Below are 15,681 nucleotides of genomic sequence, written 5' to 3'. Positions count from 1 at the left end.
GTTCACCCCTTGTCGCGCCCGCTGCGGCGCTCGTTGCGGTCCTTGCGCGGCCGCCCGCGCCTCGGCTGGGGCAGCGTACGGCCCAGTACGACGCGGCGCTGCGGCGGCTCGGCCTTCTTGCGGCCGAGCGCCCTGCGCACGCCGTACCCGAAGGACGCGACCTTGACGAGGGGTCCCCCGAAAGTGGTGGAGACGGTCGAGGAGAGCGCGGAGGCGTTGGAGGTGACCTCTTGGACGTCGGTCGCGATGGCGTCGACGCGGTCGAGCTGGGTCTGCGCGGAGCGGACCGTCGCGGACGCCTCGCCGAGCAGCGGAACTGCCTGCTCCGTCACGCCGTTGACCAACTTCGTCGCCGCCCTGAGCGTCTGCGCGAGCCTCACCAGCACGACTGCGAGGAACGACACCAGGATCGCCCAGAAGACCGCGACCAGCAGGCCGGCTACTTCTCCACCGGACACGCCGCACCGCTTCCCTAGGATCTCGACCTTCTCACCACGGTCGCCGCCCGAACTCCCCGCCACGGCGCCGGAGTGCCGACCCTATCGCGCCCGACCGACACTCCCCCACCGGATGCCGGCCCGCCGCAGGGCGAGCCCCGCCGACGCGATCGCCATATTGAAGCTGGTCTTTCGGGGCGATTGTACGGTCGGCTACCTGGCCGATACTCTCCGTCTCCCATGGGCACCCCGTTGCGACTCTTCGAGGACTCGGCACCGCGGCCGCAGGACCGGCCGCCGGGCGCACGCGGCAACCTGCCCCTCCCGCTCGACGCGTTCGTGGGACGCGACGCCGAACTCCGGCTGCTCAGCGGCCTCGTGGAGCGTGCCCGCCTCGTCACGCTCACGGGCCCCGCGGGAGTCGGCAAGTCCCGCCTCGCCCAGCACGCGGCCACCGCCGCGCAGGATCGGTTCACCGGCGGCGTCTGGCGCCTCGACGTCTCGCACACGGCGACGGCGCCCCAACTCCGCTCCCGTCTCCGGGACTTCACGGCGTCCGGCACCGGCACGGCGCCGCAGAGCCCCGCTTCGCTGCTGGTGCTCGACGGGTGCGAGCGCCTCGACGCGGAGTGCACCGCGCTCCTCGTCCGCCTCCTCGAGCACAGCGGCACGGTGCGCATCCTCGCCACGAGCAGACGCCCGCTCGACGCACCGGGCGAGTACGTCTGCATGGTGCCGCCGCTCCCCGAGGACGAGGCCGTCTCCCTCCTCGCCGAGCGCGCCGCAGGCGTCCCCTCCGACGAGGCCGACGCGGCACCGCCGGGAGTGCTCGCCGACGTCTGCCGAGACCTCGACGGCCTCCCGCTCGCGATCGAACTCGCCGCCCACCGGCTGCGGGCGCTCTCCCCCGGGCAGCTCCACGAGCGCCTCACCGACCGGTTCGACGTGCTGGAGTGCGGCACGAGAGCGGGCCCGGAACACCACAGGAGCCTGCGTACCGCGGTGGGCCTCAGCCACCAACTCTGCTCACCGCAGGAGCGGCTGCTGTGGGCCCGACTCTCCGTCTTCGCAGGCGAGTTCGACCTGGAGGCAGCGGAGTACCTCTGCTCCGACGAGGACCTCCCGAGCCGGCGGGTGCTCGACACCCTCGACGGCCTGGTGGCCCAGTCCGTCGTCGTCCGCTCCCCCGGGCTCGGGACCCGGGGGCAGGCCCGCTACCACCTGTTGGAGACGGTGCGCGCGTACGGCGCCGAGTGGCTGGAGCGGCTGGGCGAGGGGGATCTACGTCGACGCCGGCACCGGGACTGGTACGTCGGCGTCGCGGCCCGGTCCGAGCTGGACTGGTTCGGTCCGCGACAGCAGGAGACGGTGACCCGTGCCGCGCACGAACTGCGCAACCTGCGCGCCGCCCTGGAGTGCGGCACCGGTGAGCCCGAGGACGCCGACCTCGCGCAGTTCCTCGCCGGTGCGCTCTGGTTCCTCTGGATCGGGTGCGGACGGCAGCGCGAGGGCGCGCACTGGCTGGACCGCGCACTCGCCGCCCCCGGTACGCGCGCTGCGGTGCGCGCCAAGGCGCTGTGGGTCCGCGCCCTGCTCGCGCTGGCCCAGGGAGAGGGCGACGCGGCGGAGCGTTTCCTCGACGAATGCCGGTGCCTGGCACGGCAGTCGGGGCACGGCGCCACCATCGCCCACGCGGCACACGGGCTCGGCTGCCTCCGCCTCGCCCAGGGCGACCCGCACGCCGCGGAAGCCGCCCTCGCCGAGGCGATGGATCGCTACCGCCGGCTCGGCGAGTTCGACACCTGGGTGATCCTCACCCAGGTGGAACTCGCCCAGGCCCACGCCGCGCACGGGGAGTGGGAGACCGCCAGGGGACTCGCCCAGGAGGCGGCCGAGGTCGCAGGGGACAGCCACGACCACTGGGCCTGGGCCTGCGCGCAGCACACCCTCGGCTACGTCCATCTCGTACGTGGCGACGCGCCGCGCGCGCTCCGCGCCGTCCTCGGTTCGGCCGCGGTCAAGCTCCGCTTCGGCGACCTCCCCGGCATGGCCGTCGCCGCGGAGTTCCTCTCGGCGCTCGCCTGCGACGAGGAGCCGCAGCATGCGGCCGAGCTGCTCGGCGCCGCGGATGCCGGTTGGGACGCGGTGGGCGCGAGGCACTTCGGCTCGGCGCACTGCGCCCACCTCGGCCAAACCTGCCGCACGCGGCTCGTCACCGCCCTCGGCCCCGAGGAGTTCGAAGCCGCGCGAGCGAGGGGTGTACGCCTGGGCCTCTCGGCGACGCTCGCGCACGAGGTCGAGCGTGCGGGCACGGTGCCGAGCCCCGAGCAGCCGCAGGCCGGGATCGCCCCGGAACGGCCAAGGCCCGCCGCCGGTGCTGCCGCTGAACGCGACAGCACGGCAACGGGCCGGGGCACGGCGCCGGGCTGAGCCCCCGGCACTCCCCGCAGGCCCGGGCCGACCGGGCGCGTCCCGCCGGACGGTGCCGGTTGCCTGCGGGGGTCGCCGACGTCAGCGTGCGTAGTACTCGACGACGAGCTGCTCGTCGCAGACGATCGGAATCTCTTTGCGGTTCGGGTCACGGTCGAGCCGGAAGGCGAGGGCCGGCAGGTTGACCTGGAGATAGCGCGGCGTCTCCCCCTCGCCTGCGTAGCCGCCTTCGCGGGCCACCAGGAAGGGGTGCTTCTGCTTGCTGCGCTCGCGGACGGTCACGACGTCGTCGGGGCGGACGCGGAAGGAAGGCTTGTCGACCTTCCGGTCGTTCACCGCGATGTGACCGTGGACGACCATCTGACGGGCCTGGTAGATGGTGCGCGCCAGCCCGGAGCGGAGGACGAGGGCGTCGAGACGGCGCTCCAGCTCGATGATGAGCGCCTCGCCCGTCTTGCCGTCGACCTTCTGCGCGCGGTCGTACGCGCGGACCATCTGCCGCTCGCTGATGTCGTACTGCGCACGCAGCCGCTGCTTCTCCAGCAGCCGGACCTTGTAGTCGCTGTTCTGCTTGCGCCCGCGGCCGTGCTCGCCCGGCGGGTAGGGGCGCTGCTCGAAGTACTTGACGGCCTTCGGCGTCAGGGGGATGCCGAGCGCGCGCGACTTCTTGATCTTGGGACGCGACTGGTTCACGTTGAACGGACCTCCGTTGTAAGTTAGGTGAGCCTTACCTTAGCTGAGGAGATCGCATGTTCCGACCTGGGAGTCCCCTGCCCGGCACCGATGCCGAGGGAGGTCAGCCGCGTCCCGCGCCGGAGGCCCGGCGACCTGAAGCCGCCGAGCGCGTACGAACCCTCGTGCATTCCAGCGTATCTGCGGTACTCACCGTCCCCGGACCCGAGGAGAGCGCCCCCGGGGGCGGCGACGCCTCCCCGCAGCTACGCACCATCACCCCCGACGGCAGCGTGCTGATGCTCGTTTCCGCACGTGCGGCGGCAGTTCGGGCCGCGCGCTTGGCGCGGGGGGACGAGTTGACCGCCGTGATGGAGATCACGGATGTGGCGCCCGTCTCCGTCCCGCAGCGCATCCGCGGACGGGCGTGGATCGTCGGCTGGCTCACCGCCGTACCGGAGGAGGAGCGCGAGGAGGCGACCCGGCTGCTCGCCGCAGAGAACCCCTGGGGGGCGCCGTCCGGGAGCGACCACGAGCTGCTGCGCCTGGAGGTGGGCGAGGCCGCCGTCGACGACCTGTGGGGCGCGGAGCAGGTGGAGCCCGACGAGCTCGCCGAAGCAGCGCCCGACCCCCTCGTACGGCACGAGGCCGAGCTGCTCCAGCACCTCGCCGCCTCCCACCCCGAGCAGATCGGGTCGCTCGCCTCGCTGGTGTGCACCGAGGGCAGCGACTGCGAACCGGCGGACCTCCAGGCGTCGGCCGTCCCGCTCGCCCTGGACCGGCACGGGCTGCGGGTGCGGTTCTGCCGGACGGGGCGGTGCTTCGACGCGCGGTTCGAGTTCCCCGAACCCGTGGCCAGCGTGCGGGAGTTGCGTACGGCGATGCACGAACTGCTGCGCGCGGCGCGGGGCTGAGAACCCGGAGGGTCAGCCCCGGTCCTCGTCGCCCGCCTTGCCCCGCAGGTGTGCGCGGACTCGGGCTGCGACGTCCGCGTAGCGGGCTTCGGCGCCGTGGCGGGTGGGGTGGTAGTACTCCTTGCCGTGCAGTTCGTCGGGGGCGTACTGCTGGGAGGCGATGCCGCCGGGGAGGTCGTGCGGGTACTGGTAGCCCTTGCCGTGGCCGAGCTTCTGCGAGCCCTTGTAGTGGCTGTCGCGCAGGTGCGGCGGGACGGGGCCCGCGACGCCCGCGCGGACGTCGGCGAGGGCGGCGTCCGTCGCCAGGTAGGCCGCGTTGGACTTCGGTGCGAGGGCGAGCGCAACGGTGGCGTGGCCGAGGGTGATGCGCGCCTCGGGGAAGCCGATCATCGCCACGGCCTGGGCAGCGGCGACCGCCGTCTGGAGCGCGGTCGGGTCGGCGAGGCCGATGTCCTCGCTGGCGGAGATCATCAGGCGGCGGGCGATGAACCTCGGGTCCTCGCCGGCCTCGATCATGCGCGCGAGGTAGTGGAGCGCGGCGTCGACGTCGGACCCGCGGATCGACTTGATCAGGGCGCTGGCGACGTCGTAATGCGCGTCGCCGTCCCGGTCGTAGGTGACGGCTGCACGGTCGACCGCCTCCTCGAGGATCTCCAGGCGGACCTCGCTCTCACCCTTGGCGAGCGCCGCGCCGGCGCCCGCCTCCAGCGCGGTGAGCGCGCGGCGGGCGTCTCCCCCTGCGACCCGCAGCAGATGGTCCTCGGCGTCCTGCGGCAGCACGACCTGGCCGGAGAGCCCGCGCTCGTCCGCGACGGCGCGGCGGAGCAGGTCGCGCAGATCGTCGTCGGTGAGCGGCTCCAGGGTGAGCAGCAGCGAGCGCGAGAGCAGCGGGGAGATGACGGAGAAGTACGGGTTCTCCGTGGTGGCGGCGATCAGGGTGACCCAGCGGTTCTCCACGGCCGGGAGGAGGGAGTCCTGCTGCGCCTTGCTGAAGCGGTGGATCTCGTCGAGGAAGAGGACGGTCTCCTTGCCGTACGCGCCGGAGGAGCGGCGGGCTCCGTCGATCACCGCGCGGACCTCCTTGACCCCCGCGGTGATCGCCGAGAGCTCGACGAAGCGCTTCTCCGTCGCCTGGCTCACGACGTAGGCGAGGGTGGTCTTGCCGGTGCCGGGAGGGCCCCAGAGCATGACCGACGAGGTTCCGGCGGGGCCGGAGCCGCCCTCGCCGACGAGGCGGCGCAGGGGCGACCCCGGCCGCAACAGGTGCTGCTGGCCCACGACGTCGTCGAGCGTGCGCGGGCGCATCCTTACGGCCAAGGGGCTCGCGGAGGGGTCCTTGGACTGGCGCTCCTCCGCGGCGGCGGTGAACAGATCGGGCTCCACGACGGAAACCCTAAAGGACCCCGCCGACAGCCGGCCCCTCGGTCAGCTCGTCCAGAACTCCCACCAGCGCGTCAGGACCAGGATGCCGATGACGCCGAGGTGGAGCACCGGCAGGACCCAGGCGAACTCCTCGGCGAAGGAGCGCACGGCAGCGGGCGCCGGGAGGAAGCCGTGCCGCACGTTGTGGGCGGTGACGAACCAGAACATGATGATCGTCGCCGTCCAGGCGAGGCAGCACCAGAGGCAGAGCGCTGCGATGTTGTACAGCGACTGGTACATCAGCCAGGTGCAGAAGACCACGCCGAAGAGGGTGCCGGCGTTGAACGTCAGCCAGTACCAGCGGGGGAAGCGGGCGCCCGCGAGCAGCGAGGCGCCGACGGCGATCACGATGCCGTAGGCGACGAGGCCGATCATGGGGTTGGGCGCACCGAACGCCGACGCCTGATCGCTCTCCATCACGCTGCCGCAGGAGACGACCGGGTTGAGGCTGCATCCCGGGGTGAAGTCCGGGTCCTCGAGGAGCTTGAACTTGTCGAGCGTGATCACCCAGGAGGCGAGGAGGCCCGCGGCGCCGGTGAGGATGAGCATCCACGCGAAGACCCGGCCACCGCCGACCGCGCTTCCGGGCGAACTCCCGCCGGTGGTGTGCGCGTTCTCGTGTGGTGCGGTGGTGGTCATAGCGGTGTTGGTCCCGTCGGTCGGTCCGTCTGACGCGTGACCGGCGGTGACAACCGGGGTGAGCGGATGTCACGCCGCCGGTAGCGCTCATTGTGCCTCAACGGGCCGGAAGCGACCCGAGCTTCGCCTGGACTTCGGCCACCACACGATCGAGTGCGACGGCCTCCTGCTCGCCCGTCTCCAACTCCTTGAGCTGCACGACGCCCTCGGCGAGGTCCCGCTCGCCGAGGATCAGCGCGTAGCGCGCGCCCGAGCGGTTGGCCGACTTCATCGCGTTCTTCAGGCCCTTGCCGCCGAAGGCGAGGTCCGCTGCGACGCCGTCCCTCCGCAGCCGGGTGACGACCCCGAAGAGCGCCCCGGTCGCCTCCTCGCCGAGCGGCACCCCGAAGACCTGCGTCACGGCGGGGAGTTGGAGGTCGACGCCCTCTGCCTCCAGCGCCAGCACCGTGCGGTCGACGCCGAGGGCCCAGCCGACCGAGGGCAGCGCGGGGCCGCCGATCATCTCGGAGAGGCCGTCGTACCGTCCGCCGCCGCCGACGGCCGACTGGGAGCCCAGCCCGTCGTGGACGAACTCGAAGGTGGTGCGGGTGTAGTAGTCGAGGCCGCGCACGAGCTTCGGGTCGTCCTCGAAGTCGACGCCCGCCGCCGTGAGCAGCTCCCGCACGCGCTCGTGGTACGCCTTGCACTCGGCGCACAGGTGGTCGGCCATCAGCGGTGCGCCGGTGAGTTGGCGCTGCACCGCCTCACGCTTGTCGTCGAGCACACGGAGCGGGTTGATGTCGATCCGCCTGCGGGTGTCCTCGTCGAGGTCGAGGCCGCGGAGGTGTTCCTGGAGCAGCGCGCGGTAGGCGGGGCGGCAGTTGGCGTCGCCGAGCGAGTTGAGCAGGATGCGGAAGTTGCGCAGGCCGAGCGAGCGGTAGGAGTCGCGCGCCAGGATGATCAACTCGGCGTCGAGGTAAGGGTCTTCGGTGCCGATCGCCTCGGCCCCCACCTGCGAGAAGTGCCGGTAGCGGCCCTTCTGCGGGCGCTCGTAGCGGTAGTACGAGCCCGAATACCAGAGCTTGACGGGCAAGTTGCCCGCCTTGTGGAGATTGTTCTCCAGCGCGCCGCGCAGCACGGAGGCGGTCCCCTCTGGGCGCAGGGCGAGTTCGTCCCCGCCCTTGGTGGTGAGGGTGTACATCTCCTTGGTCACGATGTCGGTCGACTCGCCGACTCCTCGCGCGAAGAGCTCGACGTTCTCGAAGCCCGGAGTCTCGACGTAGCCGTACCCGGCGCGGCGCAGCGGAGCGGCGAACGCCTCGCGCACCGCGAGGTACTCGGCGGAGCGGGGCGGGATCAGGTCGTAGGTGCCCTTGGGGGCCTTGAAGGTGCTCACTGGTTCTCTCGTCACATTCCTCGTCGCGGTGGTACGCCCTCGGCGCCGCCGCCGGTGGCCACCTCCCGAAGGAAGGGGTTGGTGGCGCGTTCACGGCCGATGGTGGTCTGGGGGCCGTGCCCGGAGAGGACCACGGTCTCGTCCTCCAGCGGCAGGCAGACGCGGGCGAGCGACTGGAGGAGCTCGGCCTGATCGCCACCGGGCAGGTCGGTACGGCCCACGGAACCGGCGAAGAGCAGGTCGCCCGAGAACAGGACGGAGGGAAACTCCTCGCCCGCCGGGGAGGCGGCCTGGCCCGGGAGGCGGAACGCCACGGAGCCCTTGGTGTGGCCGGGGGCGTGCGCGACGGACAGTTCGAGCCCCGCGAGCTCGAGGGAGGCACCGTCGGAGAGCTCGACGAGGTCGTCCGGCTCCCCGATCGTCAACTCGCCCATCAGTGGCTGCCCAATGACCTGCCCGATGCCCTTCTCCGGATCGCTCATCATGTAGCGGTCGGCCGGATGGATCCAGGCGGGAACACCGTGCGCGCCGCAGACGGGCACGACGGAGGCGGTGTGGTCGATGTGGCCGTGGGTGAGGATGACGGCGACCGGCTTCAGGCGGTGCTTCGCCACGGCCTCCGCGACGCCCTCCGCGGCCTGGTGGCCCGGGTCGATGATGACGCACTCCTCGCCCGCTCCGGGCGCGAGAAGGTAGCAGTTGGTGCCCCAAGCCCCTGCTGGGAACCCGGCAACGAGCACGATCGTCCTTCAATCGTCGACGGTGGGGAGTCGCTGCGACGGCGCCGCGAGCGGTCGTTTCCGACGTCCGCGCTCCGTGGCAGCACGGACACCTTACCGGCGCCCTGGCGCACGGCGGAAACCCGTATACCGTACGTGGCCGAACCCTGGCACGCGCACGCCCGAAGGAGACGACCGTGGTCAGCAGTGAGCAGCGCAGGAAGCAGCTCGCCCGCGACAAGCACAGGCGCCAACTGGAGCGGCGGGCCCAGCGCAGGCGGCGCGCGAGGATGCGCAACATCGGGATCGCCGCCGGCGCGGTGGTCGTCCTCTCGGCGTTCGGTGCCTACGCGGCCACCGGCGGCTTCGCCTCCGAGGAGGAGAACAAGGCGGAGGAGGCGCCGTCGCCGAGCCCGAGCTCCAAGGCCCCCGACCCGTGCGGGAAGCCGGCGAAGGGCAAGCCGAACGGCAAGACGTGGGAGAAGGAGCCGGCGATGAAGATCGACACCTCCGCCGACTACACGATGGAACTCGCCACCACCTGCGGTGACATCACCCTGGATCTCGACGCCGAGAAGGCACCGCACACGGTGAACTCCTTCGACTTCCTCACCGGCGAAGGCTATTTCGACCACACCCCCTGCCACCGCCTCCTCGACGACCGCCTCCTCCAGTGCGGCGATCCGAAGGGCACAGGCGAGGGCGACCCCGGCTACACGATCCCGGACGAGAACCTCAAGGACCCCCGCCTGAAGGGGAACACGTACCCCGCGGGCACCGTCGCGATGGCGAACCGGTACGACGCGCAGGCGGACAAGGGGCGCGACTCCGGCGGCAGTCAGTTCTTCCTCGTCTTCGAGGACACCCAACTCCCGCCGGACTACACGCCGTTCGGCAAGATCACCGGCGGTATGGACGTGCTGAAGAAGATCGCGAAGGCCGGCTCCGTCCCCGACCCCCAGACGGGCAACACCGCGCCCAACGCGACGGTGGTGATCGACAAGGCCGAGGTCAGGAAGGGCTGAACCGCCGCTGATCGGCAAAGTTCGCGACGTCGGATTGCGGACAGCGCAGCCCCCTCTCGCCTATGTTGGCGGGGTGCAGGGTGCCCACACCGGCGGCCGCTCCCAGTCGGGGCGCAGCCGGCGGCAGCGGCCGGCCGCCGGCCTCCGCTTCGCGCGCCCGGCACCGTCGGCGGGACGAACGCCGGCGACACCGTGAACATATGTGGACGATGCCCAGGGCGCAGCGAGCGCACCGCAGCAGGCATCATGTGGAGGAGGCGCTGTGAGCAGCGACCCGTGGGGGCGCGTCGACGACGCGGGGACGGTATACGTGCGTACTGCCGAGGGCGAGAAGGTCGTCGGCTCCTGGCAGGCGGGCTCTCCTGAGGAGGCCCTCGCCTACTTCACACGCAAGTACGACGGCCTGGTTGTGGAGATCGAGCTGCTGGAGCGGCGGGTGAAGACCACCGACCTCTCCGCGAAGGAGGCGACGGCGGCCATCGATCACCTGCGCGAGCAGGTCGAAGCCGCGCACGCCGTCGGCGACCTCGACGCGCTCGCGCGCCGGCTCGACGCGCTCACCGGGACGGTCGAGAAGCGTCGCGAGGAGCGCCGTGCACGCAAGGCGCAGCAGAGCGAGGAGGCGAAGCAGGCCAAGGAGCGACTCGTCGCCGAGGCCGAGGAGTTGGCCGGGAGCGAGCAGTGGCGGGCGGCGGGAGAACGGCTCCGCGCGCTCGTCGACGAGTGGAAGCGCCTCCCCCGCCTCGACCGCAAGACCGACGACGAGTTCTGGCACCGCTTCTCGCACGCACGCTCCGCCTTCTCCAAGCGCCGCAAGGCGCACTTCGCTCAGCTCGACGCGCAGCGCGAGGAGGCGCGCAAGCGCAAGGAGAAGCTCGTGGCCGAGGCCGAGGCGCTCTCGCCCTCGCGGGAGTGGGGCCCGACGGCGGCCAAGTATCGCGACCTGATGCAGGAGTGGAAGGCGGCGGGCCGGGCGCAGCGGGAGCAGGAGGAGGACCTCTGGAGCCGCTTCCGGGCCGCACAGGACGTCTTCTTCTCGGCCCGCAACGAGGTCTTCGCCGAGCGCGACGTCGAACAGCGGGAGAACCTCGCGCGCAAGGAGGAGCTGGCGACCGAGGCCGAGAAGCTGCTCCCGATCGGCGACCTCAAGTCGGCCCGTGCCGCCTTCCGTTCGCTCAACGAGCGGTGGGACGCGATCGGCCACGTCCCGCGTGACGCGCGTCCCAAGGTCGAAAGCCGGATGCGCGCCGTCGAGCAGGCGATTCAGGAGGGCGAGGAGGCCGAGTGGCGCCGTAGCAACCCCGAGGCGCGGGCGCGCGCCGCGGGGCTGACGGGGCAGCTGCAGGACGCCGTCGACAAGCTGCGGGCGCAGGCCGACAAGGCGCGCGCGGACGGCAACACGGCGAAGGCGGAGAAGCTGGAGCAGGAGCTCCAGGGGCGTCAGGCCCTGCTCGACCAGGCACTCAAGGGCCTGGAGGAGTTCGGGGGCTGACTGCGGCCGGTCGTCCGACGGCGGGGCCCGGCCGGGAGTTGCTTCCGGCCGGGGCCCCGCCGTCGGTCGTGGTTCAGGAGCGGCGGGCCGAGGTGACGCGGTAGACGTCGTAGACGCCCTCGACGCGGCGGACGGCCTTGAGGACGTGGCCGAGGTGTTTCGGGTCGCCCATCTCGAAGGTGAACCGGGAGGTGGCGACGCGGTCCCTGGACGTCTGCACCGCGGCCGAGAGGATGTTGACGTGCTGGTCGGAGAGCACCCGCGTCACGTCCGAGAGGAGTCGCGACCGGTCGAGCGCCTCCACCTGGAGCGCGACGAGGAAGACGGAGGACTGCGTCGGCGCCCACTCGACCTCGAGAATCCGCTCCGGCTCCCGCGAGAGGGAGTCGACGTTGACGCAGTCGGCACGGTGGACCGAGACGCCGTTGCCGCGGGTGACGAAGCCGATGATGGGATCGCCGGGAACCGGCGTGCAGCACCGCGCGAGCTTGACCCAGACGTCCTCGACGCCTTTCACGACGACGCCGGGGTCGGAGTTGGAGCGGCGCTTGTTCCGCGTCGCCGGCATCGGTGGTGCCGTCTCGGCGAGGTCCTCGTTGGCGGCGTCCTCGCCGCCGACCGCCTCCACCAGCTTCTGCACGATGTTCTGCGCGGAGACGTGGCCCTCGCCGATGGCGGCGTAGAGCGCTGAGATGTCGGGGTAGCGAAGCTCGTGGGCGAGGGTCACGAGGGAGTCGCCCGTGAGGATGCGCTGGATCGGGAGGTTCTGCTTGCGCATCGTGCGGGCGATCGAGTCCTTGCCCTGCTCGATCGCCTCGTCCCTGCGCTCCCGCGTGAACCAGGCGCGGATCTTGTTCCGCGCGCGCGGCGACTTCACGAAGCCGAGCCAGTCGCGCGAGGGTCCGGCCGTGGACGCCTTCGAGGTGAAGACCTCCACGGTGTCGCCGTGGTCGAGGGTCGACTCCAGGGAGACGAGCCGGCCGTTGACCCGCGCTCCTATGGTGCGGTGGCCGACCTCGGTGTGGACGGCGTATGCGAAGTCGACGGGGGTGGCGCCGGCCGGGAGCGCTATGACGTCGCCTTTCGGCGTGAAGACGAAGACCTCGTTGCGGGAGAGGTCGAAGCGGAGGGACTCCAGGAACTCGCCCGGGTCCTCCGTCTCCTTCTGCCAGTCGAGGAGTTGGCGGAGCCAGGACATGTCGTTGACGTGGTCCTTGTCGGCCTTCTCGCCCTCCGTACGCACCTTGGACGCGCCCGCGACAGCCTGCTGCTTGTACTTCCAGTGCGCCGCGATGCCGTACTCCGCGCGGCGGTGCATGTCGAAGGTGCGGATCTGCAGCTCGACGGGCTTGCCCTCCGGGCCGATCACCGTGGTGTGCAGCGACTGGTACATGTTGAACTTCGGCATCGCGATGTAGTCCTTGAAGCGCCCGGGAACGGGGTTCCAGCGCGCGTGGACGGTGCCGAGGGCCGCGTAGCAGTCGCGGACGGTGTCGACGAGGACGCGGATACCGACGAGGTCGTAGATCTCCGCGAAGTCACGGCCGCGGACGATCATCTTCTGGTAGACGCTGTAGTAGTGCTTCGGGCGGCCCGTCACCGTCGCCTTGATGCGCGCGGCACGCAGGTCCGCCTGGACCTCGTCGGTGACGAGCGCCAGGTACTCGTCGCGCTTGGGGGCGCGCTCGGCGACGAGGCGCACGATCTCGTCGTACATCTTGGGATAGAGGATCGCGAAGGCGAGGTCCTCCAGCTCCCACTTGATGGTGTTCATGCCGAGGCGGTGCGCGAGCGGGGCGAAGATCTCCAGCGTCTCGCGGGCCTTCTGCTCCTGCTTCTCACGCTTGAGGTACCGCATCGTGCGCATGTTGTGGAGCCGGTCGGCGAGCTTGATCACGAGGACGCGGGGGTCCTTGGCCATCGCGACGACCATCTTGCGGACCGTCTCGGCCTGTGCCGCCTCGCCGAACTTGACCTTGTCGAGCTTGGTGACGCCGTCGACGAGGAGGGCCACCTGATCGCCGAAGTCGCGGCGGAGGGTGTCGAGGCCGTACTCGGTGTCCTCGACCGTGTCGTGGAGCAGGCCGGCCATGAGGGTCGCCGGGTCCATACCGAGCTCGGCGAGGATCGTCGTCACCGCGAGGGGATGGGTGATGTACGGGTCGCCGCTCTTGCGCTTCTGACCGCGGTGCCACCGCTCGGCGACCTGGTAGGCGCGCTCGATCTGGCGGAGCGTGGAGGACTCGATCTTCGGGTCGTTGGCCCGGACTGTCCGCAGCAGCGGCTCGAGCACCGGGTTGAACGGGCTGGAACGCTGCACTCCGAGGCGGGCGAGCCGGGCCCGCACGCGATTGGAGGAGCCGGAGCGGCCCGAGACACCGGAGACGGCGCGCGACGGCGCGACGCGGTCGGCCGGCGCGGGCTCGGGTTCCGGCTGCGGGGTGCCCTTCCCGAGACGCGATCCCTTGGACTGCCGGCCGCCTCTGGGCTTGGGCTCGGAGCGCTCGCGTCCCGCCGATTCGGCCTTCCCCGGTGCAGCCTGCTCCTCGGCACCCGGTCGGTTCTTCTCGTCCTGGTGCTGTGCGGCGAGCTGCCTGGCCTCGTCTGGCAAGAGCACTCCTCGTTGGACTCGGGACTGCCATGGTAGCCATCCGCCCGTCGCTGCCACGCGCCCGCTGCGGCACGCGGGACGCACAGGAAAGGCGGCCCTTCGGAGAACGCTCCGAAGGGCCGCCGTTATGCCCCGTTCTGTACAGGTGCGCCGACCGTGCGCCAGGTCAAGCGGTGACGAGGGCGTGGATCGGTGCCCCGTCCAGCGCCGGCTCCAGCCTCGCGCGGCCCCGGAGGAAACCGAGCTCGAGGAGGACGGCGACGCCCACGACCTCGGCGCCCGTGCTCGCGATGAGGCGGGCACCGGCCTCTGCTGTCCCGCCGGTGGCAAGGACGTCGTCGATGACGAGCACGCGGTCGTCCGGCTCGAGGTCCTCGGCGTGTATCTCGATCTCGGCCGTGCCGTACTCCAGCTCGTAGGACTCCCGCAGGGTGGCGCCCGGCAGCTTGCCCGCCTTGCGCACCGGGAGGAAGCCGATCCCGGCCCGAACCGCGGCGGGCGCCGCGAGGATGAAACCGCGCGCCTCCAGGCCGGCCACCTTGGTGGCGCCGTGTGCGGCGCACAGCTCGGCGAGCGCCTCGGTGAGGGCGCCGAACGCTTCCGGGTCGGCGAGGAGCGGCGTGATGTCCTTGAAGACGACGCCGGGCTGCGGGTAGTCGGGGACGTCGTGGATGCGCGCGGCGAGCAGCTCGCGGACGTGGGGCGGGAGCGGGGGCGCGTCGTTCTCCACGCCCGCGCTCTCCGTTCCTGCCGCTGCGCTCACGGCACTCACCTCCGCTTCCCCGACGGGCGGCCGCGACCGCCCTTGTTCCGTGCCGACTGCTGTGCGCGCTGCTTCTGGACGCCTGCCGCGCCGTTACCGCGGGCGTCCTGCACCGTGACGGTCGGGCGGCTGCTCGGGTCGTCGTCCGACGGGCCGGAGTCGTCGCCGTCGTCGTCGTCGGGGCCCTCCGGGTCGTCGCCGTCCTCGCGGGCCTCCTGCTTGAGCCGCTTTGCGTGCACCCGCTTGGCGAGCGCCTTCATCTGCGGCTGGCGTTCCTTCAAGTCCGCGACGAGCGGTGTCGCGATGAAGATCGAGGAGTACGCGCCGGCGGCGAGCCCGACGAAGATCGAGAGGGCGATGTCGTTGAGCATGCCGCCGCCGAGCAGTCCGCCACCGATGAAGAGCAGACCGGCGACCGGCAGCAGCGCGACCACGGTGGTGTTGATCGAACGCACCAGTGTGGCGTTGATCGACTGGTTCGCGATCTCGCTGTAGGTGTAGCGGGTCTGCTTGGTGACGTTCTTACTCGACTCCCGTAGGCCGTCGAAGACGACGACGGTGTCGTAGAGCGAATACCCGAGGATCGTGAGCAGACCGATGACGGTGCCCGGCGTGACCTCGAAGCCGACGAGCGAGTAGACGCCGACGGTGATGGTGATGTCGTGGATGAGGGCGATCAGGGCGGCCACCGCCATGCGCCACTGGAAGGCGAGCGCAAGGTAGACCACCACGAGGACCATGAAGATCCCCAGCCCCTGCCACGCCTTGTTGGCGATCTGCTCGCCCCAACTCGGGCCGACGAGCTGCGCGTCGATCCTCTCGGCGCTGACGTCGAGCTCTTCGGCGAGCTTGTTCTTGACGTCGGTCGAGGTGCTGGTGTCGACACCGGCGATCTGCACGCGCATGCCGCCGTCGCCGAGTTGCTGGACGATCGCCTGGTGACCGGAGACCTGCTCGGCCGAGTGCGTGGTCTGCTGCACGGTCGCCGAGGTCTTCGGCGTGGCGAGGACGGCGCCGCCCTCGAACTCGATGCCCATGTGGAGGCCGCGGACCGCGAGGCCCACGATCGCCGTGATGGTGATCAGGATGGAGACGCCGTACCAGAGCTTCCGGTGCTTGATGAAGTCGTAGCCGATCTCACCGCGGTAGAGCTTGGCACCGATATTGCCGAGTCGTGACACC

The 15,681-nt window shown here is 71.3% G+C and carries 13 protein-coding genes; 4 read left to right on the top strand and 9 right to left on the bottom strand.

The annotated features are described in order from the left end of the window. Positions 1–2: 2 nt before the first annotated feature. Positions 3–458, bottom strand: a complete 456-nt coding sequence (locus F603_RS0101805) for a DUF948 domain-containing protein (protein WP_019544304.1) — start codon at positions 456–458, stop codon at positions 3–5. 219 nt (positions 459–677) lie between these two features. On the opposite strand from F603_RS0101805, the gene F603_RS0101800 reads away from it, so the two are divergent. Continuing rightward, positions 678–2,867 (top strand): ATP-binding protein, encoded by a 2,190-nt coding sequence (locus tag F603_RS0101800; protein ID WP_019544303.1) that lies wholly within the window; start codon positions 678–680, stop codon positions 2,865–2,867. Between the two features lie 81 nt (positions 2,868–2,948). On the opposite strand, the gene rpsD is transcribed toward F603_RS0101800, so the two are convergent. Continuing rightward, entirely contained in the window at positions 2,949–3,560 is a 612-nt protein-coding gene (rpsD, locus tag F603_RS0101795) for a 30S ribosomal protein S4 (RefSeq protein WP_019544302.1), read from the bottom strand. A gap of 164 nt (positions 3,561–3,724) precedes the next feature. Here rpsD and F603_RS0101790 point away from each other — a divergent pair, with 164 nt between their 5' ends. Continuing rightward, entirely contained in the window at positions 3,725–4,453 is a 729-nt protein-coding gene (locus F603_RS0101790) for a DUF2470 domain-containing protein (RefSeq protein ID WP_019544301.1), read from the top strand. 12 nt (positions 4,454–4,465) lie between these two features. On the opposite strand, the gene F603_RS0101785 is transcribed toward F603_RS0101790, so the two are convergent. The 4 genes from F603_RS0101785 to F603_RS0101770 all read right to left on the bottom strand — a co-directional run bounded on the left by F603_RS0101785 (position 4,466) and on the right by F603_RS0101770 (position 8,629). Continuing rightward, entirely contained in the window at positions 4,466–5,836 is a 1,371-nt protein-coding gene (locus tag F603_RS0101785; RefSeq protein WP_019544300.1) for a replication-associated recombination protein A, read from the bottom strand. A 42-nt stretch (positions 5,837–5,878) separates the two neighbouring features. After that, on the bottom strand, positions 5,879–6,514 hold the full coding sequence (locus tag F603_RS0101780) for a vitamin K epoxide reductase family protein (RefSeq protein ID WP_019544299.1): 636 nt from the start codon (positions 6,512–6,514) through the stop codon (positions 5,879–5,881). A gap of 97 nt (positions 6,515–6,611) precedes the next feature. Beyond that, positions 6,612–7,889 carry a histidine--tRNA ligase gene (gene hisS, locus F603_RS0101775; RefSeq protein WP_019544298.1) on the bottom strand — a complete coding sequence of 426 codons (1,278 nt, stop codon included), beginning with the start codon at positions 7,887–7,889 and terminating at the stop codon, positions 6,612–6,614. A gap of 11 nt (positions 7,890–7,900) precedes the next feature. Next, positions 7,901–8,629 (bottom strand): MBL fold metallo-hydrolase, encoded by a 729-nt coding sequence (locus F603_RS0101770; RefSeq protein ID WP_019544297.1) that lies wholly within the window; start codon positions 8,627–8,629, stop codon positions 7,901–7,903. 176 nt (positions 8,630–8,805) lie between these two features. Here F603_RS0101770 and F603_RS0101765 point away from each other — a divergent pair, with 176 nt between their 5' ends. After that, positions 8,806–9,633 (top strand): peptidylprolyl isomerase, encoded by an 828-nt coding sequence (locus F603_RS0101765; RefSeq protein ID WP_019544296.1) that lies wholly within the window; start codon positions 8,806–8,808, stop codon positions 9,631–9,633. Positions 9,634–9,895: 262 nt separating this feature from the next. Then, complete coding sequence (locus F603_RS0101760; protein WP_019544295.1) at positions 9,896–11,125, top strand: DUF349 domain-containing protein; 1,230 nt, start codon at positions 9,896–9,898, stop codon at positions 11,123–11,125. Positions 11,126–11,198: 73 nt separating this feature from the next. Here the strand turns inward: F603_RS0101760 and F603_RS0101755 are convergent, their stop codons facing one another. From F603_RS0101755 to secF, 3 genes are all read right to left on the bottom strand, one after another. Next, a complete protein-coding gene (locus tag F603_RS0101755) occupies positions 11,199–13,742 on the bottom strand; it encodes a RelA/SpoT family protein (protein WP_019544294.1) in 2,544 nt (847 codons plus the stop codon). A gap of 160 nt (positions 13,743–13,902) precedes the next feature. After that, complete coding sequence (locus F603_RS0101750; RefSeq protein WP_019544293.1) at positions 13,903–14,466, bottom strand: adenine phosphoribosyltransferase; 564 nt, start codon at positions 14,464–14,466, stop codon at positions 13,903–13,905. A 38-nt stretch (positions 14,467–14,504) separates the two neighbouring features. Next, a complete protein-coding gene (gene secF / locus F603_RS0101745; RefSeq protein ID WP_019544292.1) occupies positions 14,505–15,680 on the bottom strand; it encodes a protein translocase subunit SecF in 1,176 nt (391 codons plus the stop codon). Position 15,681: the final 1 nt, after the last annotated feature.

This window comes from Streptomyces sulphureus DSM 40104, from assembly GCF_000381025.1.
Lineage (GTDB): Bacteria > Actinomycetota > Actinomycetes > Streptomycetales > Streptomycetaceae > Streptomyces > Streptomyces sulphureus.
The sequence above is the reverse complement of the archived record's forward strand: the minus strand, read 5'-3'. Positions and strand labels throughout refer to the sequence as shown.

What these genes read in the sequence shown, in the direction of transcription:
- F603_RS0101780 (WP_019544299.1), bottom strand. Translation starts at nt 6,514, where the DNA reads ATGACCACCACCGCACCACACGAGAACGCGCACACCACCGGCGGGAGT.
- F603_RS0101800 (WP_019544303.1), top strand. Translation starts at nt 678, where the DNA reads ATGGGCACCCCGTTGCGACTCTTCGAGGACTCGGCACCGCGGCCGCAG.